This is a genomic window from Nocardioides pantholopis (assembly GCF_003710085.1).
Taxonomy (GTDB): Bacteria; Actinomycetota; Actinomycetes; order Propionibacteriales; family Nocardioidaceae; genus Nocardioides; species Nocardioides pantholopis.
In genome coordinates, this window is sequence record NZ_CP033324.1 from 735,120 (window position 1) to 754,691 (window position 19,572).

General features: G+C 73.8%; 14 protein-coding genes and 1 tRNA gene. 13 read left to right on the forward strand and 2 right to left on the reverse strand.

Translation table 11 applies throughout. The features are described from left to right. Entirely contained in the window at positions 1-1,119 is a 1,119-nt protein-coding gene (locus EBO35_RS03460) for an ATP-dependent DNA ligase (protein WP_122816489.1), read from the reverse strand. A gap of 56 nt (positions 1,120-1,175) precedes the next feature. On the opposite strand from EBO35_RS03460, the gene EBO35_RS03465 reads away from it, so the two are divergent. The 7 genes from EBO35_RS03465 to EBO35_RS03495 all read left to right on the forward strand — a co-directional run bounded on the left by EBO35_RS03465 (position 1,176) and on the right by EBO35_RS03495 (position 14,538). Continuing rightward, positions 1,176-1,254, forward strand: a tRNA-Gln gene (locus EBO35_RS03465). Between the two features lies 1 nt (position 1,255). Beyond that, complete coding sequence (gene glmU / locus EBO35_RS03470; protein ID WP_122816490.1) at positions 1,256-2,701, forward strand: bifunctional UDP-N-acetylglucosamine diphosphorylase/glucosamine-1-phosphate N-acetyltransferase GlmU; 1,446 nt, start codon at positions 1,256-1,258, stop codon at positions 2,699-2,701. Between the two features lie 109 nt (positions 2,702-2,810). Next, positions 2,811-3,782: a ribose-phosphate diphosphokinase gene (locus EBO35_RS03475; protein ID WP_122819245.1), complete on the forward strand. Its 972-nt coding sequence runs from the start codon at positions 2,811-2,813 to the stop codon at positions 3,780-3,782. A 270-nt stretch (positions 3,783-4,052) separates the two neighbouring features. Continuing rightward, on the forward strand, positions 4,053-6,857 hold the full coding sequence (locus tag EBO35_RS03480) for a hypothetical protein (protein ID WP_164477787.1): 2,805 nt from the start codon (positions 4,053-4,055) through the stop codon (positions 6,855-6,857). Positions 6,858-6,862: 5 nt separating this feature from the next. After that, positions 6,863-8,158 carry an ABC transporter substrate-binding protein gene (locus tag EBO35_RS03485; protein ID WP_164477788.1) on the forward strand — a complete coding sequence of 432 codons (1,296 nt, stop codon included), beginning with the start codon at positions 6,863-6,865 and terminating at the stop codon, positions 8,156-8,158. Positions 8,159-8,162: 4 nt separating this feature from the next. Continuing rightward, the gene (locus EBO35_RS03490) at positions 8,163-10,202 is read left to right on the forward strand and encodes a serine/threonine-protein kinase (RefSeq protein ID WP_122816493.1); all 2,040 of its coding nucleotides are present in this window, start codon (positions 8,163-8,165) and stop codon (positions 10,200-10,202) included. 10 nt (positions 10,203-10,212) lie between these two features. Continuing rightward, entirely contained in the window at positions 10,213-14,538 is a 4,326-nt protein-coding gene (locus tag EBO35_RS03495) for an FtsK/SpoIIIE domain-containing protein (RefSeq protein ID WP_122816494.1), read from the forward strand. A gap of 97 nt (positions 14,539-14,635) precedes the next feature. Here EBO35_RS03495 and EBO35_RS03500 read toward each other — a convergent pair whose 3' ends face one another. Then, positions 14,636-14,920 (reverse strand): WXG100 family type VII secretion target, encoded by a 285-nt coding sequence (locus tag EBO35_RS03500; RefSeq protein ID WP_241153847.1) that lies wholly within the window; start codon positions 14,918-14,920, stop codon positions 14,636-14,638. A 345-nt stretch (positions 14,921-15,265) separates the two neighbouring features. Here EBO35_RS03500 and EBO35_RS03505 point away from each other — a divergent pair, with 345 nt between their 5' ends. The 6 genes from EBO35_RS03505 to EBO35_RS03530 all read left to right on the forward strand — a co-directional run bounded on the left by EBO35_RS03505 (position 15,266) and on the right by EBO35_RS03530 (position 19,444). Beyond that, positions 15,266-15,913 carry a 50S ribosomal protein L25/general stress protein Ctc gene (locus EBO35_RS03505; RefSeq protein WP_122816496.1) on the forward strand — a complete coding sequence of 216 codons (648 nt, stop codon included), beginning with the start codon at positions 15,266-15,268 and terminating at the stop codon, positions 15,911-15,913. A 44-nt stretch (positions 15,914-15,957) separates the two neighbouring features. Then, the gene (gene pth, locus EBO35_RS03510; RefSeq protein WP_122816497.1) at positions 15,958-16,563 is read left to right on the forward strand and encodes an aminoacyl-tRNA hydrolase; all 606 of its coding nucleotides are present in this window, start codon (positions 15,958-15,960) and stop codon (positions 16,561-16,563) included. A gap of 135 nt (positions 16,564-16,698) precedes the next feature. After that, a complete protein-coding gene (locus EBO35_RS03515) occupies positions 16,699-17,541 on the forward strand; it encodes a 3'(2'),5'-bisphosphate nucleotidase CysQ (RefSeq protein ID WP_317983525.1) in 843 nt (280 codons plus the stop codon). Positions 17,542-17,555: 14 nt separating this feature from the next. After that, positions 17,556-18,305 (forward strand): lytic transglycosylase domain-containing protein, encoded by a 750-nt coding sequence (locus tag EBO35_RS03520; RefSeq protein ID WP_122816498.1) that lies wholly within the window; start codon positions 17,556-17,558, stop codon positions 18,303-18,305. 135 nt (positions 18,306-18,440) lie between these two features. Continuing rightward, on the forward strand, positions 18,441-18,896 hold the full coding sequence (locus tag EBO35_RS03525) for a glycosyltransferase family protein (RefSeq protein ID WP_122816499.1): 456 nt from the start codon (positions 18,441-18,443) through the stop codon (positions 18,894-18,896). Then, on the forward strand, positions 18,893-19,444 hold the full coding sequence (locus EBO35_RS03530; protein ID WP_164477789.1) for a glycosyltransferase: 552 nt from the start codon (positions 18,893-18,895) through the stop codon (positions 19,442-19,444). The genes EBO35_RS03525 and EBO35_RS03530 overlap by 4 nt, the downstream gene beginning before the upstream one ends. The last annotated feature ends 128 nt before the right edge of the window (positions 19,445-19,572 follow it).

Below are 19,572 nucleotides of genomic sequence, written 5' to 3' on the forward strand. Positions count from 1 at the left end.
TCATGCTAGTCCGATTCCGCCGCGGCGGACCCCGTCCAGGACCTCGGCCAGGTCGTAGCCGACCGGCTCCTCGAGCTGGTCGTAGGTGCACGACGCCGGGTCCCGGTCGGGCCGCCAGCGCTTGAAGTGGGCGGTGTGCCGGAACCGCCGTCCCTCCATGTGGTCGTACTTGACCTCCAGCACCCGCTCGGGGCGCAGCGGGGTGAACGAGAGGTCCTTGCCGGCGCTCCAGCGGCTCTGGGTCCCGGGCACCCGGTCGGGGTTCGCGATCGCCCAGTCGCTCCACTCGCCCCACGGGTGCCCCTCGACCGGGCACACGAGCGGCTGGAGCTCCTCGAGCAGCTCGGCGCGGCGCTTCTCGGTGAAGCTGGCGCTGACGCCGACGTGCTGCAACCGCCCGTCGTCGTACAGCCCGAGCAGCAGGCTGCCGAGCAGCGGGCGCTCGGGGGTGCTGGTCTTGTGCTCCCGGTAGCCGGCCACGACCACGTCGGCGGTGCGCTCGTGCTTGATCTTCAGCATCGTGCGCCCGTTCGGCGAGTACGGCGCGTCCTGGGGCTTGGCGACCACCCCGTCGAGCCCGGCGCCCTCGAACGCCCCGAACCACCGCTCGGCCTCGACGGGGTCGGTGGTGGTGCGGGTGAGGTGGCAGGGGCCGCCGCCCCCGACCAGGTGCGCCAGTGCCTCCTCCAGCCCGGCCCGGCGCTCGCGGAACGGCCGGTCCAGCCAGGAGTCCGCGCCGAGGGCGAGCAGGTCGAAGGCGACGAAGCCGGCCGGGGTCTGCTCGCTGAGCAGCTGCACCCGGGAGGCCGCGGGGTGGATCCGCTCCTGGAGCACCTCGAACTCCAGCCGGTCGCCGACGGCCACGAAGATCTCCCCGTCCAGGACGCAGCGCTCGGGCAGCTGCTCGCGGGCGGCGGCCACGATCTCGGGGAAGTAGCGGGTCAGCGGCTTGGTGTTGCGCGAGGTCAGCTCGACCTCGTCGCCGTCCTTGAACACCAGGCAGCGGAAGCCGTCCCACTTGGGCTCGAAGACCAGGCCGCCGTGGGCGGCCGGATCCGGGATCCCGGAGACGGACTTGGCGAGCATCGGCTGGAGCGGCGGCAGCACGGGCAGGTCCACCCGACCGAGGGTAGACCGCGGCGACCTGCCGGGGTGGCCCTAAAGTGAGGCTCCTATCCCCGGTTGGTCTGCCGGCAGGGCCCGCCTGACTTTGAATCAGGACTAGCGACGTAGGTTCGACTCCTACCCGGGGAGCATGGCAAACGAGCTGACCGTCGTCGTCCTTGCCGCTGGCGGCGGCACCCGCATGAAGTCCAAGACCATGAAGGTCCTGCACTCGATCGGTGGCCGCACCATGGTCGGGCACGTCCTGGCCGCGGTGCAGGCGCTGGAGCCGGAGCGGATCGTCGCGGTCGTCGGCCACCAGCGCGAGCAGGTCGGCCCGCACATCCACGAGCTGGTCCCCGATGCCGTCCTGGCCGTCCAGGAGGAGCTGCTCGGCACCGGCGACGCCGTCCGGGTCGCGATCGCGGCCGTGGGCGAGCCGACCGGCACCGTGCTGGTCGCGGCCGGCGACACCCCGCTGCTGGAGGGCGAGAGCCTGCGCGCGTTCGCCGCCGACCACCTGGCCGCCGGGCGCGCGGTCAGCATCCTCAGCGGCGTCGTCCCCGACCCCACCGGCTACGGCCGGGTGGTGCGGGGCCCGGACGGCGACGTCGAGGCGATCGTCGAGGAGAAGGACGCCACCGACGAGCAGCGGGCCATCGACGAGATCAACTCGGGGATCCTGGCCTTCGACGCGGCGTTCCTGCGCGAGGCCCTGCCGAGGCTCACCAACGACAACGCCAAGGGCGAGTACTACCTGACCGACCTGGTCGGGCTCGCTCGGGACGCGGGGCTGAGCGTCGGCGCGTTCGCGATCGACGACGTCGCCCAGACCGAGGGCGCCAACGACCGGGCCCAGCTCGCCGAGCTCGGTCGGGAGCTGAACCGCCGGATCGTCACCCGCTGGATGCGGGCGGGCGTCTCGGTGATGGACCCCGCCACCACCTGGATCGACGCTGACGTCGTCCTGGCCGAGGACGTCACGATCCTGCCGGGCACCCAGCTGCTGGGCGCCACCGTGATCGCCGAGGACGCCGTCGTCGGGCCGGACACCACCCTGAAGGACTGCGAGGTCGGCACCGGCGCGCGGGTCGTGCGCACCCACGGCGAGCTGGCAGTGGTGGGCGCCGGGGCGAACGTCGGGCCCTGGTCCTACCTGCGGCCCGGCACCGAGCTCGGCGCCGACGGCAAGATCGGGGCGTTCGTCGAGACCAAGAACGCCAGCATCGGCCCGGGTGCCAAGGTGCCGCACCTCTCCTACGTCGGGGACGCCGAGATCGGGGAGGGCACCAACATCGGCGCCGGCACGATCGTGGCCAACTACGACGGCGTGGCCAAGCACCGGACCACGGTCGGGCGGCACGCCCGCACCGGCTCGAACAACACGTTCGTCGCCCCGGTCACCATCGGCGACGGCGCCGCGACCGGCGCCGGCACGGTCGTGCGCCACGACGTCCCGGCGGGCGCGCTCACGGTCAGCTCGGGTCCGCAGCGCGACCTCGAGGGCTGGGTGCTGCGCCGACGTGCCGGCACGACCCAGGCTGCGGCGGCCGAGTCGGCCGGCGCGGAGGACCCGCAGCGACCCGCGGAAGCATGAGGAGTCTCACAACAACGACCCCTGGGTTGGGAGCAGCCCCACCGGGGGAGCAGAATTGTTCGAGTTGACCCCCCAGCCGGCCCGATCGAGGGAGCACCGCGTGAGCGGCATGAAGAAGACCACCGAGAAGAACATGATGGTCTTCAGCGGCCGGGCCCACCCGGCGCTGTCCGAGGAGGTCGCCGGGATCCTCGGCACGGAGCTCGTGCCGACCTCGGCGTACTCGTTCGCGAACTCCGAGATCTACGTGCGCTACGAGGAGTCCGTCCGCGGCTGCGACGCGTTCGTGATCCAGAGCCACACCGCTCCGATCAACGAGTGGATCATGGAGCACCTGATCATGGTCGACGCCCTGAAGCGGGCGAGCGCCAAGCGGATCACCGTGGTCATGCCCTTCTACGGCTACGCCCGCCAGGACAAGAAGCACCGCGGCCGGGAGCCGATCTCCGCGCGGCTGATGGCTGACCTGTTCAAGACCGCCGGCGCCGACCGGCTGATCGCCGTCGACCTGCACGCCGACCAGATCCAGGGCTACTTCGACGGCCCCGTCGACCACCTGATGGCGCTGCCGATCCTGACCACGTACGTCAAGGAGAAGTATGGCCACGAGCAGCTGTGCGTGGTCTCGCCGGACGCCGGGCGGATCAAGGTCGCCGAGCGCTGGTCGGCCAAGCTCGGCGGGGTGCCGCTGGCGTTCATCCACAAGAGCCGGCGCACGGACCGCCCCAACGAGACCGTCGCGAACCGCGTGGTCGGCGAGGTCGCCGGGCGGATGTGCGTGCTGACCGACGACATGATCGACACCGGCGGGACCATCGTGAACGCCGCCGAGGCCCTGATGAACGAGGGCGCCGCCGGCGTGATCATCGCCGCGACGCACGCGATCCTCTCCGACCCCGCCGTCGACCGCCTGAAGAACTGCTCGGCGGTCGAGGTCATCGTGACCAACACGCTGCCGATCCCGACCGAGCGCGAGTTCGACAAGCTGACAGTGCTCTCGATCGGCCCGCTGGTCGCCCGCGCCATCCGCGAGGTCTTCGAGGACGGCTCGGTCACCTCGATGTTCGACGGCCAGGCCTGAGGGACCCCTCCGGTCCAGGAGCCGCCCTCGGCGGCGGCCGAGGGCGACCAAACCCGGCAACTGCGAGAAATCCCGCCGCCGCGGCCCTAGGGTGCGGTGCGGTGGTCTATGCCACGTGGGTCGGAAGGCCGTGCGTGGGGTAGGACCACCGGCACCCGCCCGTGGTCCAACTCACGCCGCGGTGGGGATGTGTCCTAATCTACGTGCGCCGGCTGTGCGCGGGGTGCGGCCAGGGAGCGCCGAGGGGCGCCCACGAGCTCGAGGATGTTCATGGCAACGGGGACGAACACGACGGGGACGCGCGCGGGCTCGGCGACCCAGCGCCGCACATGGCTGGCCAGGGGAGCGGTGATCCCGCTGATCGCGGTGGTCGTCGGCGTGGGCGTGCGTGCCGACGCCGCCCCCGAGCAGGTCCTGCAGTCCGTGGCGGTCGACCTCCGCAGCGACGGCACCATCACCGCGATCACCAGCGACTCGGTCCGCAAGGCCTCCGGGGCCGAGACCAGCACCGACGAGGACTCCTTCGACCCGAGCAAGGTGGCCGGCGACCTGCCGGTCCGGGTCCTCACGTCCTACCGCCTCGGTGACCGGGTCGGCACCGACCTGGAGGAGATCGAGGGCGAGAGCGGCCGGGTCATCGTCGACGTCACCGTGCAGAACACCACGGTGCGCCCCGAGCTGCTCAGCTACGACTCCGCCGGCGTCCGCAAGCAGCAGTACGCCCTGGTCGGGACTCCGCTCACCGTCATCGCCTCCGCCGGTCTCGGCAAGGACGACCTCGGCCAGGTGGTCACCGCCGACGAGGCCGGCGCCCTGACCAACGGCGTGCTGAGCCGCGCCAGCGACGGGGGCACGCAGGTGCAGTGGGCCGCGATGCTCGCGCCGCCGCGGCTGGCCCCCAGCGCGACGTTCCGGCTGGTCCAGGACACCGAGGACTTCCAGGTCCCCGACCTCGACGTCTCCGTGCAGCCGGGCCTGGTCACCGACAGCTCGGTGCAGAACCTGCTGCGCTCGGCCTTCGCCGAGGACGCCGGCAGCACGCTGCGGATGGAGGCCGAGACCATCGGCCTGATCGGCGAGGTGAACACCACGCTCACCGGAGCGGCCGGCGTCCTCGCCGACATCCAGGAGAGCCTCGCCGCGACCGCCGGCGACCTCGGCCGGCGCGCGATCACCGACCTCGAGAGCAGCACCAGTGCGCTCTCGGGGTCGCTGAGCGGCGTCGCCAGCGACATCAGCAGCCTGCAGACCGAGATCTCCGGCACCCTCGACGGCACCAGCAGCAAGCTGCTGGGCCAGCTCGACGGGACTCTGGTCCGGGTCCAGTCGCTGCTGGGCGACCCCACGAGGGCCAAGGCGCCTGGCAAGGTCACGCAGCGCGGCTGCGACGTCCAGCTGCCCGGCTACGAGGCCGGCACCCAGCTCAGCGTGTTCCAGCACATCCTGCAGGTCCAGGCCCGGCTGGAGGCACTCAAGTCCGCGTCCGCGCAGTGCGGCCAGGTCATCGAGACCAGCCTGGTGGAGGACCTCGGCGTCGCGGACGACCGCGCCGCCTGCACCGCCGAGAGCACCTCGGCCATCTGCGTGCTCGACGCTGCCCGCAACGGCATCGGCGACGAGGCCGCCACGCTGGCCGCCATCAAGGCCCAGCTCGCCAACTACGACGAGCTGCTCCGGGACCTGCCGCTCAGCGCCCTGCAGATGGCGGCCGACATGCGGGCCCTGCAGATCCGCACCAACAACCTCGCCCCCGCCCGGGCCAACGACACCGACCCGGCCACGACGCTCCTCGACGACGAGATCGCGCTGCTCGGCGAGCTGTCCGTGGCAGTGACCACCGTCCGCGACGCCCTGAACGCTCCCGGGCTGCGACAGCTGCTCGCCGATCTCCCCGGACTCAGCGACCAGGCCGCGACCCAGGCGAGCGCCATCGGTGCGCTGGTCGACACCGATCCGCTCGCCGAGGGCGACGTGCGCCGGCTGGGCCGGCTGGCCGAGACGGCGTGCCCGCTCCCGGCCGCCTTCGACGACCCCGCCGACGACAACCTGACCCCGGCCCAGCAGCTGTACGTCGACGCGGTCCGCACCGCGTGCGGGTCGGACCTCGATGGCGAGGCCACCGTGACGGCGCTGACCGAGGCCCAGACCGTGCTCACCCGACTGGCCACCCGCCTCGACGTCGGGGTGGACGTCGAGGCGCTGTACACCGGCCTCGACACGATCGCGGACCGGCTCGACGAGATCGACGACGAGCTCGCCGCCGACCCCACCGCCGGGGTGAAGGCGGACCTCATCGAGGTCGCCGAACGGGCCCGGGCGATCCTGAATCCCAACGGGCTGAACTGCGGGAACGACCAGAACCCGGCTCCGCAGCAGCCCATGAACCGGGTGCTGTGCGCGGCGGGCCTCGTGGTGCTCGACCCGGACCGGCCGAGCGACCTGGAGACCCAGATCGACGAGCTCGGCGCCTCCCTGGTCGAGACCCAGGAGGACCTGGAGAAGACCGTCGGCAACGTCGACCGGGCCCGCACCGACGCCGTCGGCGACGTCCAGCGCCTGACCGAGGCCCTCGGGACCCGGATGAGCGACGCCGGCACCGACCTGCTCGTCGAGGGCGAGCGGAGCATCTCCTCGAGCAACAAGCAGCTCGACCTGCAGGTCGACGTGTTCGGCACCCGGCTCGACGGCAGCGTCAGCAAGGTCGTCGGCAACATCTCCCGCACTGTGAGCTCGGCCAACCGCAGCCTGGGGGACACCGACAAGCAGCTCTCCCGCGACCTCGAGGCGGTCCTGGTCGACCTCGGTGACCCCGAGAGCGGCAGCGGTGGCCTGCTCGGCGCCCTGCGCACCAACGCGGGCCAGACGGCGCTCTCGACCCGCCAGGTGACAGCGGCGAACACCCGCGCGTCGTCGTTCGGCAACGTCCGCGCCGAGGCGCTCGACGACATCTACCTGCAGCAGGAGCAGCTGACCCGCTCGCTGGAGATGCAGCAGGAGTTCCCGGCGTTCGGGCTCGAGGTCCCCGGCGGCAGCAGTGTGCTGACCGTCTTCACGTTCCACCTCGAGGGGAAGTGACGATCGTGAGCACGAGGACGTCCCTGATCCCCCTGGTGGCGGTCCTGGCGCTGGGTGCCCTGGCCGGCTGCTCGGACTCCGAGAAGGACGACGACGCGCCGAAGACGACCCCGCGCGAGCCGGCGCCGGTCGAGCTCGCCGTGGACGGCACCGATGAGCCGCTGCGCATCGGCGTGCTGATGACGCTCTCCTCCGAGCCCGGCCAGGGCGCCGAGCAGCGCCTGGGCGCCGCCGGTGCGCGGGTCGCGGAGTACCGCCTGGACCTGGGTGGCGCCGACGTCCAGCTCGAGGTCGTCGACGACGGCGGCGACGTCGACCGGGCGAGCGCTGCGGTCGAGGACTTCCTCACCGACGACGTCATCGGGATCGTCGCGGCCTCCAGCGGCGACCACCTCGACGGTGCGCTCGCGGAGGCGGCGGAGTCCGGCGTGCCGGTGCTGCTGCCCTACTACCGCTCCGAGGGTGCGCCGTCCGGCGTCTGGATGACGGGCCCCTCCGGCCCCGCCGTCGAGCAGCAGCTGCTCGCAGCCCTCGAGACCGACGGCCTCGGCAAGCCGTTCGTGGTCAGCGGCGACGGGGTCACGGCGGACGGCATCGGCTCGGCCGACGCCGCGACCCTGACCGGCGGCAACGCGGACGCCGTGGTGCGCCGGATCCGCCGGGCCGTCGAGGCGGGCTCGGTCGACAGCGTGGTCGTCGCCGCGTCGGCCGCGAGCCAGGCGCGGGTCGTCAGCCGGCTCCAGGGCGCCCTCCCCGAGCTCCCGGTGCTGCTGACCCCCGAGGCGCTCAGCCCCGTCTTCGCCAGCGAGCTGATCGAGGCCGGCGGCACCGCCGCGGGCCAGTTCGTGACCGTCGGCGTGGACGCCTCGGACCCCACCACGCTCACCTCGGCCCCGCACGCGGAGAGCGTCGCGTCGTACTTCGCCGCCCTGCGTCTCGCCGCTGGCGACGAGGCCGTGGGGGACCTGCTGGACGCGGGCGCGTTCGCTGACGTCGCGTCGGGCGCGGACACGGCCAGCCACGACGCGGTGGTGGCGCTGGTGCGCGCCGCGGAGGCGGCCGGATCGACCGACCCGTCCGAGGTCGCCGGAGCCCTCGAGGGCCTCACCCTGGACGGCGGCGACGGGCTCGCCGGGGCTCCGCTGGACTTCGGCAGCGCCGAGGCGCTCGCCCCGGAGTCCGTGGTCACGCTGCGGGCGACCCTGCAGGACCCGGGCGTGCGTCCCGCGGCCGCACCGACCGAGGACGCCGCTCGGCTCTTCTGGTTCGCCGTGCCGGTCGACGACACCGAAACCGGCTGAGGTCATGGACGTGGCGGACCGCCGCGCCCTCGGGAGCCGCTACGAGCTCGTCGCACGGCTCGGTGCGGGCGCCATGGGCGAGGTGTGGCGCACCTGGGACCGGGTCGGCGAGACGTACGTCGCCGCCAAGCTGCTGCGCCGGGACCTGACCCGGGACCCGGAGATCGTCACCCGGTTCATCCAGGAGCGCTCGATCCTCCTCGAGCTGCGCCACCCCAGCATCGTGCGGGTCCACGACCTGGTCGTGGAGGGCGAGGACCTCGCGATCGTGATGGACCTGGTCGACGGGCCCAACCTCGGCACCCATCTGCGCTCGCGCGGCACCCTGGCGGCCGGCGACGCGATCAGCGTCACGATCGCGGTGCTCGACGCGCTCGCCGCCGCGCACGACCAGCGCTGCCTGCACCGCGACGTCAAGCCCGACAACGTGCTGCTGGCGAGCACCGAGGACCTCGCGGGGGAGCGGGTCAAGCTCTCCGACTTCGGCATCGCCCGGCTGGCCCAGGAGTCGACGGTGCAGGCCACCGGTCTGCTCGGCACCCCTGGCTACATGCCGCCCGAGCTGTTCGTGCACGGCACCTTCAACGCCTCCTCCGACGTCTACGCCACGGGGGTCCTGCTCTACGAGCTGCTGGCCGGCCGGACGCCGTTCTCCGGCAAGGGCACCGCGCACACCGTCGGCTACCGGCACGTCAACGTCGAGCCGCCCCGGCTCCCGGTCGCCCCGCCGCTGTGGCACGTGGTGTCCACGATGCTCTCCAAGGACCCCACCCTGCGGCTCTCTGCCCGGGCGACCGCGCAGGCGCTGCGGGACCTGCCGCCCGAGGTGCTCGCCGCCGAGGCGCTGCCGGTGCAGCCGGCCCCGGACCAGTGGGAGGACGCCCAGCGGACCTCGATCCGCGCCGCGCCGCTGCGGGTGCAGGCCGCTCCCGCCGACCTGGACGTCGGCCAGACCAACCTGCACGCCGTACCCGCCGAGTCGCTCGCGGAGCTGCTGGCCGCCCCCGGGCAGGTCGAGGCGCTGGTCCCCGGCGCCGACCCTGACGCGTCGTCGATGACGCAGATCGGTGCCCCGGCGCCCCGGCACGCGCCGGCCCGCCTGGTGCCGGGGGTGACCTCGGCCGACCTCGGCCCCGAGGGCGGCCACCGGCGCCGCTGGCCGTGGGTGGCCGGCGTGGCGGGGGTCCTGGCGGTGCTCACGGTCGTGCTGCTGCTGACCGGCGTGATTGGCGGCGGTGACGACGACGGCGCGAAGAAGGACACGCCCGGTCCCGGGCAGGACGCGGCGATCACCGCGACCGGCCAGGGCGAGCGCTACGCGACCGGCCTGGAGGTCGAGAGCGCGGCGGAGTACGACCCGGTGGGCGGGGTCGCCCGGGTCACCTTCACCTACGAGACCTCTCGGACCCCGCTCTCCGGGGAGCTGATGCAGGTGCTGCCCGCGAGCCCGGGGGAGACCACCTGCCCGGCCGCGGAGTGGGCCGGCGGCGCCCGGGTGACCGCTATCAACCCGACCGTGTCCGGCCTGTCGGTGCGCTGCGGCTGGCGGGTGGACCCGGGCACCATCGACCAGCCGGTCGAGGTCACGGCCGACGTCTACGTGGACCTGGAGCCCTCCAGCGACGCGCTGCAGCAGTGGCTCGACAGCGCCGAGGAGGCGACCGGCGCGGCCCTGGACGCCGTACCGGCCGGCTACGACTACGCAGTGCAGCGGATGCAGGGCATCTCGATCTCCGTCGGCAGCGTCACCCGGCGCTCCAGCCGCCAGCCGATCCCGTACGCCGTACTGCCGGTGTGGCCCGGTGGTCCCGACCCGGTCAACCCGCTCTACCGCAGCCCGTCCAAGGGCGCCCCGCCCACCGACGCCCTGCGCAACGTGGCCGGCGGGGGGCTCGAGGCCGTCGACGTCGACGCCTGCCGCGGCGCCATCGTGGGCGGGGTCGACCTGGAGGCCGACTTCGCCTTCCGCGGCTGCACGCTCGGCGTGACGATCGGCGAGCTCAGCGCCGAGACGAGCTTCGACATCCTCCCCTCCGGCAGCTAGGAGCACGCACTTGCGCATCACCGTCACCCTCGAGACCCCGAGCGCCAGCGCCGACGTCCTCGTGGACTGCGACGACGCGACCCCGGCGGCCGCGCTCGACGCCACGCTGTGCGGGCAGGTCGGCATGGCCGCGGGCTCGATGGTGGTGGCGCCGCGCAGCACCGACTCCCGGCCGGCCCCGACGACCGGGACCATCGCGGACCTGGGGCTGCGCGACGGCATGCGGGTGGGCTTCGGCTCCCACCAGCCCGCCGTACCGCTCCCGTCCGACCGGGGCGTGCAGCTGCACGTCGTCGGTGGCCCGGACAGCGGCGCGGTCTTCGCGCTGCCGCTGGGGGTCCACGAGGTGGGCCGCAGCGGGCCGGTGTCCTGGCGGGACCACTCGCTCTCGCGCCGGCACTGCCGGGTCGTCGTGAGCCCGGAGTCCGCCACCGTCACCGACCTCGGCTCCAGCAACGGGACCCGGGTCGACGGCGAGGACTGCGAGCCGCACGAGCCGCGCCCGTGGGGGTTCGGCCAGGTGCTCGAGATCGGCGACTCGCTGGTCGAGCTGCGGCCCGCCCGGCCCTCCGACGCCACTGTCGAGACCGGGGACCCGGGATGGCTGGGGTTCCTGCGGCCGCCGCGGATCGTGCCGTTCCACGCCTCCCCGAGCGTCGAGGTGCCGAGCGCGCCGAAGAGCCGGCAGCGGCGCAAGATCCCGCTGATCGCGATGCTGGTCCCGATGGTCTTCGGCATCAGCATGGCGCTGATCCTCAAGACGCCGACGTTCCTGCTCTTCGCGCTGATGAGCCCGGTGATGCTCGGGGCGAACTTCATCTCCGACCGGCGCGGGGAGGCCCGGGACCACCGGGAGGCGGTCGCGCAGTACGAGAAGGACCTGGCCGAGGCGCAGCGCCGCCTCGAGGAGGGCGTGCGCAGCGAGCAGGCCCGGCTGCGGGCCGAGCAGCCCGACGCCGCCGACACGTTCCTCACCTGCGTGCTGCCGGGCCGTCGGCTCTGGGAGCGCCGCCGCCACGACCCGGACGCGCTGCTGGTCCGCCTCGGCACCAGCGACCTGCCCTCGACCGTGACCGTCACCGGCGAGAAGTCCGGGGCCGACCACGAGCTGCACGCGGTCCCGGTCGGGTTCGGGCTGGGACAGGCGCACGTGGTCGGCATCGCCGGGCCGCACGACGCCGTGGACGGGGCGCTGCGCTGGACCGTGGCCCAGCTCGCCGCCTACCACGCCCCCCGGGACCTCACGATGTCGTTCCTGACCACCCGGGGCGGCCAGGAGTGGAGCTGGCTGCGGTGGCTGCCGCACCTGCGCCCGGAGGAGGCCGACAGCTGCCTGGCGATGGTCGGCAACGACACCGAGACCCTCACCGCCCAGGTCGCCGCCCTCACCGCGCTGGTCAAGGCGCGCAAGGAGATCGCCGGGGACAACCGCGCGGTCACCGCCGACAGCTTCCCGGCGCACGTCGCGGTGCTGCACGGCTACCGCGCCATGCGGGGCGTGCTGGGCCTGGGCCAGGTGCTCGAGGACGGGCCGTCGGTCGGCGTCTACGCGATCTGCACCGACGACAGCGAGAAGTCCCTGCCGGAGCGGTGCACGGCCACCTTCGTCCTGGACCCCGCGAACCCGTCGTACGCCGCGCTGCGCCGCAGCGGGCAGGCGCCGCTGCCGCGGGTCCTGGCCGAGGGCGTCAGCGCCGGCTGGGCGGACCGGGTGGCGCGGGAGCTCTCGCCGCTGCGCGACGTCGGCGCCCAGCAGCAGGGCGAGAGCCTGCCGGACAGCGCCCGGCTGCTCGACGTCACCGGCATGGAGCCGCCGACCGCGGACGCGGTCCGGGCGCGCTGGATGATGGAGCCGCGCAGCACCACGATGACCCTCGGCGTCGGGCTGGACGGGCCGTTCAGCCTCGACCTGCGCTCCGACGGCCCGCACGGCCTGATCGCCGGCATGACCGGCTCCGGCAAGACCGAGCTGCTGCAGACGATCATCGCCTCGCTGGCGATCGCGAACCGCCCGGAGTGGCTGAACTTCGTGCTCATCGACTACAAGGGCGACAGCGCCTTCAAGGACTGCGTCAACCTGCCGCACACGGTCGGCAAGGTCAACGACCTCGACCCCTACCTGGTCGAGCGCGCGCTGGCGTCGCTCGAGGCCGAGATGGACGTGCGCAAGAACTTCCTCGCCGAGGCCGGCACCAAGGACATCGAGGACTACCAGGACCTGTACTCCCGGGAGCCGCACCGGCCGCCGCTGCCCCGCCTGGTCCTGGTGATCGACGAGTTCGCGGAGCTCGCCAAGGAGCTGCCCGACTTCATGACCGGCCTGGTCAGCATCGCCCAGCTCGGCCGCAGCCTCGGCGTACACCTGCTGCTCGCCACCCAGCGCCCCAGCGGCGTGGTCTCCCCGGCGATCCGCGCCAACACCAACCTGCGCATCGCGCTGCGGGTCGCGGACTCCGCCGACAGCACCGACGTGCTCCAGACGGCGGACGCCGCACGGATCCCGAAGAGTGCACCGGGCCGGGCCTACGCCCGGCTCGGGGCCGGCGCGCTGCTCGCGTTCCAGTCCGGCCGCGTGGGCGGGCGGCGTCCGGGCGCGGTCGCGGTCGACCTGCCCGCGCCGTTCGTGGCCCAGGTCGGCTGGCGCGCGCTGGGCTACGCCAGCCCCCGGCCGCCGCGGGTCAAGCAGGAGGAGGTCGTCGACACCGATCTCGCCGCGCTGGTGCGGGCCGTCGCCGACGCCTCCACCCAGGAGGGCGTGCCGGCGCAGCGCCAGCCCTGGCTGCCACCGCTGCCCACGCGGGTGCTGTGGGATGAGTGGGTCACCGACTCGCCCCGGCGCGGCGAGGTGCCGGCCCTGCCGTTCGCCCGCCGCGACCTGCCCGCCCTGCAGCGCCAGGTCGTCGCCGACCTCGACCTCGACCGCGACGGCCACCTCTTCCTGGTGGGCTCCGCGCGCAGCGGCCGCTCCCAGGCGCTGCGCACGATCGCCGGCTCCATCGCCCGGCTCGCGGACCCCTCCGACGTGCACGTCTACGGCCTGGACTGCGGCAGCGGGGCGTTGAACGCGCTGACCGCGCTGCCGCACTGCGGCGCGGTGGTCGGCCGCGCCGAGACCGAGCGGGCCACCCGGCTGCTCACCAAGCTGGCCAACGAGGTCGACGACCGGCAGCGCCGGCTCGCCGAGCAGGGGTACGCCGACATCCGCGAGCAGCGCGCCGCGGACGCCGACCCGCTGCCCCACGTCGTGGTGATGATCGACCGCTGGGAGGGCTTCGTGACGACCCTCGGCGAGATCGACCCGCTCACCGACGTGGTGCTGAAGCTGCTGCGCGAGGGGGCCAGCGCCGGCGTGCACCTCGTGATCACCGGCGACCGGTCACTGGTCAGCTCCTCGCGGATGTCGACGACGACCGAGAACAAGATCGCTCTCAAGATGGCCGACAAGGGCGACTATTCACTGGTGGGGGTCAACCCCAAGCAGGTCCCGGACCGGGTGCCGCCGGGCCGCGGCTACGTCGCCGCGGACGGCACCGAGATGCAGGTCATGCTGCTCGCCGCCGACGAGTCCGGGCAGGCCCAGGCTGCGGCGTTGCAGGCCCTGGGCCAGGAGGCCCGGTCCCGGGTCGACGCCACCACCCGCAAGCCGTTCCGCGTCGACGTGCTGCCGACCCGGATGGAGCTGGAGCAGGCGCTCGCGCTGCGCCCGGAGAGGGCCGCGGACCCGTTCGTGCTGGTGGGCGTCGGCGGCGACGAGCTCACGGCGTACGCCCCCGACCTGGGGCGCAGCAGCAGCTTCATCGTGGCCGGACCCGGCCGCTCGGGCCGGTCCACGGTCCTGGTCGCCGCCGCGCGGGCCGCGATCGCCACCGGCGCCTGCGTCGTGGGCCTCGCGCCCCGCCCGAGCCCGGTGCGCGACCTCGACGGGACCGCCGGGGTGCTCGGGGTCTTCACCGACCCGGCGACGCCGGCCGCGACCATCGAGGAGCTGGTGGCCGGGGCGGGACGCCCGGTCGTTCTGGTGATCGACGACGGGGAGGGGCTGCGCGACGCCGCGGCGTCGGAGTTCTTCGCCCGCGTGGTCAAGGGCCAGGTCGAGGGCTGCTTCCTGCTCCTGGGCGGCAACGCCGACGGCGTCGCGGCCGGGCTCAGCGGCTGGCAGGTCGAGGCAAAGAAGGCCCGGCAGGGCCTGCTGCTCTCGCCGCAGGGCATCAGCGACGGCGACCTGGTCGGCGTGCGGATCCCGCGCAACGCGCTGGGCCGCACCGTGCAGCCGGGCCGCGGCTGGCTGCACTTCGGTGACGGCGTGCTGACCCAGGTCGCCACGGTCCTCGCCTGAGACCGTCCTCGCCTGAGCGGCCCCGGACGCACGGAAGGGGTCACCGCAGGTGCGGTGACCCCAACCGGTCACGGACGCCGCCATCAGCGGCGGTCAGTCACTTCAGCGCGTTGGCCAGCTCGGTGTCGACGTTCTGGAAGGCCTCGGCGGCCTTGTTGAGGTAGGTGCCCATGCCGTCGAGGCCCTCGAGGGTCTTGCTGACGCCGGTGCTGAACTCCTCGTAGGAGCCACGGAACGCGGCGGAGGCGGTGTCGGTGACGAAGCCGCCGCTGACCAGCGCCTCGACCTGGCCCTTCAGTGCGGTGAGCTGGTTCTCGATCTCGATGCGGCCGTTGTTGAGCTTGGTCGCCTGGTCGCGCATCTGGTCGTAGGTAACGTTCACATTCGCCACGGTGGTACTCCTCGGAAGTCGGTTCTGCTCTTCGGCGGCGCCGGCACCGGGGGTGTCGACAGACACACCATCACCCTTCGCCGCGCCGATGAAACCTCCCTGCGACTAATTTCCGCGGGGGCCAGACCACGGCCGATTCGCGGCGTACGCCGCAGGCCGGTTAGACTGCTGTGGTTGCCTCGGCGAGGGAGCGCGCCCGGCCGGATCGGCCGGTTGCTCCGTGATCGACAGGGCGGGCCAGACCACTGCGCCGCACTGCTCGAGCACGAGCGTGCGGCGTTCCTCGTTGCGGGCCATCACCGATCATCTGTCGTCTGCCCCGCACCGAGGAGAACCATGTCCGCCGAGAAGATCACCGCCGAGACCCGCACCGAGTTCGGCAAGGGCGCCGCGCGCCGCATCCGCCGCGAGGACAAGGTGCCCGCCGTCATCTACGGCCACGGCAACGACCCGATCCACATCAAGCTGCCCGGCCACGCCACGATGATGGCGCTCAAGCACGGCGGCGCGAACGCGCTGCTCGAGCTCGACCTGGACGGCAAGACCCACCTGGCGCTGACCAAGCAGGTCCAGATCGACCCGATCAAGCGCCACCTCGAGCACGTCGACTTCGTCGCGGTCATCAAGGGCGAGAAGGTCACCGTCGACGTCCCGCTGCTGCTGGTCGGCGACGCCGCCCGGGAGACCCTGGTCGTCACCGAGAACCCGACCGTGCAGATCGAGGCCGAGGCCACGCACATCCCCGAGGCCATCGAGGTCTCGATCGAGGGCGCCGCGGCGGGCACCCAGATCCTGGCCTCCGACCTGCAGCTGCCGAAGGGCTCCACGCTGCTGGTCGACCCCGAGACCCTGATGGTCAACGTCACCGAGCAGCAGAGCGCCGCGTCGCTGGAGGCCGACCTGGAGGTCGCCGAGGCCGAGGCCGGCATCGAGAAGGACGAGCCCGAGACCGAGGGTGACAGCGAGGCCGCCACCGAGGAGTGACCCTCCTCCGCTGGCGCACGAACCCCAGGAAGGGCCGGGACCCCATGTCCGACGACACCGACGGCACTGCCGTCTGGCTGGTTGTCGGGCTCGGGAATCCCGGCCCGACCTATGCCGGGCACCGGCACAACATCGGCTACCTCGTCAACGACGAGCTGGCCAAGCGGATGGGCTCGGGCTTCCGGGCCCACAAGACCGGCCGGGCCGACGTGGTCGAGGGCCGGCTCGGCGCGCCGGGGACCGGGGCGCCACGCGTGGTGCTGGCCCGGCCCCGCTGCTACATGAACGAGGTCGGTGGCCCGGTCAAGGCCCTGGCGACGTTCTACAAGGTCCCGCCCGCTCGGATCGTCGCCGTCCATGACGAGCTCGACCTGCCCTTCGACACGATGCGGGTCAAGCTCGGCGGCGGCGACAACGGGCACAACGGGCTGAAGTCGATGCGGTCCTCCCTCGGCACCGGCGACTTCCACCGGGTCCGGGTCGGCATCGGCCGGCCTCCGGGCCGACAGGACGTCGCCGACTTCGTGCTGTCGAACTACTCCGCAGCCGAGCGGAAGGTGCTGCCGTTCTGCGTGGACACGGCCGCCGACGCGGTCGAGTCGCTGGTCAGCCACGGCCTCGAGCGCACCCAGCAGCAGTTCAACTCCTGATGGCGGGCCGGGCGGCCGGCACCCCTGCCACCTGGTCGGCACCAGCACGCCTACCGGGCCGCGGCCTGGATCCGGAGCGGCTGCTGCGGTCCCTGCTCGCGGGCGAGGGTCTGCTGCCCGGTTAGGGTGGCGCCCGTGACCTTCGACCCCGGAACGCCGCCCCCGAACGCCCTGCTCGCCGGATCGGGGCTCGCCGGATCGGGGCTCGCCGGAGCCGGCGACGACCACGCCCTCGCGGCCTGGCTCGCCGAGGCCGCCGGCGGGCGGCTGCTCGAGGTGCGCGGCGAGGGCCTGGAGGGCCGCGAGCTCAAGGACGCCGGCGACCAGGCGGCGCACGAGCTGCTGATGCGGCTGCTGGCCGAGTACCGCCCCGACGACGCCGTGCTCTCCGAGGAGGGCAAGGACGACAAGGTCCGCCTCGGGGCCGACCGGGTCTGGATCGTCGACCCGCTGGACGGGACCCGGGAGTTCTCCGAGGTGCCGCGCGACGACTGGGCCGTGCACGTCGCGCTGTGGGAGCGCACCGCCGAGGGCGGGGACCTGACCGCCGGCGCGGTCGCCCAGCCGGCGCTGGGGGAGACCTTCGGCACCGGGACGCCTCCCGTCCTCGCGCCGCGCACCTCGCCGCGGCCCCGGATCGCGGTCTCGCGCAGCCGCCCGCCGGCGTTCGTGCCGGTGCTTGCCGAGGAGATCGACGCCGAGCTGGTGGCGATGGGGTCGGCCGGGGTGAAGGTGATGTCGGTCGTGCGGGACCTCACCGACGCCTACGTGCACGCCGGGGGCCAGTACGAGTGGGACTCCGCCGCGCCGGTGGCCGTCGCCCGGGCGGCCGGGCTGTTCACGTCCCGGATCGACGGCAGCCCGCTGCAGTACAACCAGGAGGACGTCTACCTCCCGGACCTGATCGTGTGCCGTCCCGAGCTCGCCGACACGATCCTCGACTTCGTCGCCCGGCACGGCGTCACCTCCGCCGGCTGAGCAGTCCGCCACCCGTGAGCACCGAGCGACTCCTCGGCGCCCTGGCGCTCGCGCTGGTCGCAGTCGCGGGCCTGGGCCACCTCGCGTCCCGGACCGTGCTGGCCGAGCCGGCTCCGCCCGCGACCGTGCGCCCGCAGTACGTCGCGGCGCCCGCCCCGGCGCGCGCGCTGGAGCCCGTCGTACCGCCGGGTGAGCCGGTGGGCGTGCCCCGCCTGGACCCGGCCTGGCTGTCGGCGACCTCGGCGTCCTCGGGCGTGCCGGAGCCGGCGCTGCGGGCCTACGCCACCGCCCAGCTCGCGGTGGACCGGTCCTGCGCCCTGGGCTGGACGACGCTGGCCGGCATCGGGTGGGTGGAGTCCCAGCACGGCACCATCGACGGCCGGGTGCTGGGTGCGGACGGCACGTCGGACCGCCCGATCCTCGGGCCGGCGCTGGACGGCAGCGGCGACTTCGCCGCGATCCCGGCGACGCCGGAGAGCTCGGCCTGGCACGGGAACGACCGGTGGGACCACGCCGTGGGGCCGATGCAGTTCATTCCGTCCACCTGGCGGACCTGGGCCGCGGACGGCGACGGCGACGGGCGCGCCGACCCCAACGACCTCGACGACGCCGCCCTGGCGGCGGCCCGCTACCTGTGCGCCGACGGGCACGATCTGACGACCGGCCAGGGGTGGGCCGACGCGGTGTTCTCCTACAACCACGCGCAGGTGTACGTCGACGACGTGCACGCCGCGGCGACCGACTACGCGGAGCGGACCGGCTGAGCGACCCCCCAATATTGGTGAACGCCCGGTTGACGGAGTCTCCCGGACCCGGCGGCGACGCACGCTCTGCTCAGCGATGGCCCGCGTTGCTCAGGTGGCCGTGGTCGCTCTCGGACGGGGTGCAAGGGGTGTGCGATGACGGGGTGCGTGCTGATGGTGAGCAGCCAGGGGGGCCACCTGGCCCAGCTCCTGGCGCTGCGGTCGTGGTGGGGGGAGCGGGACCGGCTGTGGGTCTGTCCCGACACCGCCGACGTCGCGGACCGGCTCTGCGGCGAGCGCGTCGTGCACTCGCACGCCCCGACCACCCGCAACCTGCCGAACCTGCTGCGCAACGCCGTGCTGGGGGCCCGGGTGCTGTGGCGCGAGCGGCCGTGCCTGGTCGTCAGCGCCGGGGCCGGAGTGGCGGTGCCGTTCTTCGCGGTGGCCTGGCTGCTGCGCATCCCGACCGTGTTCATCGAGGTCTACGACCGGGTCGACACCCCGACGATGACCGGGCGGCTCTGCGGCCCGTTCACCACCCGCCGGATCGTGCAGTGGGACAGCCAGCTCGCCTTCTACCCGGACGCGCGCCTGGTCGGACCCCTCCTGTGAGCGGCCTCGTGGTGGCGCTGGTCGGCACCGACCACCACCCCTTCGAGCGGCTGGTCCAGTGGGTCGACGCGGCCGCGGCGTGCCGCCCCGGCGTCCGGTTCGTCCTCCAGCACGGGTCGAGCCGGGCCCCCGAGGTGGCCGAGGGGCACGCCTCGCTCGCCCACGACCACCTCGTCGAGCTGCTCGCCCAGGCCAGCGCGGTGATCTGCCACGGCGGCCCCGGCACCATCATGGACGCCCGCGACGCCGGCCACCGGCCGCTCTGCGTGCCCCGCGACCCCCGCCGGGGCGAGCACGTCGACGGCCACCAGCTGCGGTTCGCCGAGGTCGTCGCCGCGGCCGGGGTGGTCCGCGCGGTCGGCAGCCTGCCGCAGCTGGACCGCGAGCTCGACCTGCTGCTCGCGGCCCCCCGAGGCGCGGTCTCCGGGCGGGCGGAGCAGGACGGTGTCGCGGCCCGGGCCGCCCGCGAGCTGCTCGCCGCCGAGCTCGACGCGCTGCTGTCCGCGCGCCCGCGCCGCTGGGCACGGGGAGCCCGGGCGGCCCGCTGAGCCCGTTCTGGGCCGGCCCGTCGCGGGGTCCCTAAATTCGGGCAACTGCGGGCCGTGGGGCCGCTGGCACGCGCCGCCGCTGCGAGGGTCGCGGCAGGGTCCCGGAGACGGGACCGTCCGTCCAGCCG

Excerpts from the sequence above, each read along its gene's own strand:
- glmU (WP_122816490.1), top strand. The coding sequence starts at position 1,256 with ATGGCAAACGAGCTGACCGTCGTCGTCCTTGCCGCTGGCGGCGGCACC.
- EBO35_RS03475 (WP_122819245.1), top strand. The coding sequence starts at position 2,811 with ATGAAGAAGACCACCGAGAAGAACATGATGGTCTTCAGCGGCCGGGCC.
- EBO35_RS03480 (WP_164477787.1), top strand. The coding sequence starts at position 4,053 with ATGGCAACGGGGACGAACACGACGGGGACGCGCGCGGGCTCGGCGACC.
- EBO35_RS03490 (WP_122816493.1), top strand. The coding sequence starts at position 8,163 with ATGGACGTGGCGGACCGCCGCGCCCTCGGGAGCCGCTACGAGCTCGTC.
- EBO35_RS03505 (WP_122816496.1), top strand. The coding sequence starts at position 15,266 with ATGTCCGCCGAGAAGATCACCGCCGAGACCCGCACCGAGTTCGGCAAG.
- pth (WP_122816497.1), top strand. The coding sequence starts at position 15,958 with ATGTCCGACGACACCGACGGCACTGCCGTCTGGCTGGTTGTCGGGCTC.
- EBO35_RS03525 (WP_122816499.1), top strand. The coding sequence starts at position 18,441 with ATGACGGGGTGCGTGCTGATGGTGAGCAGCCAGGGGGGCCACCTGGCC.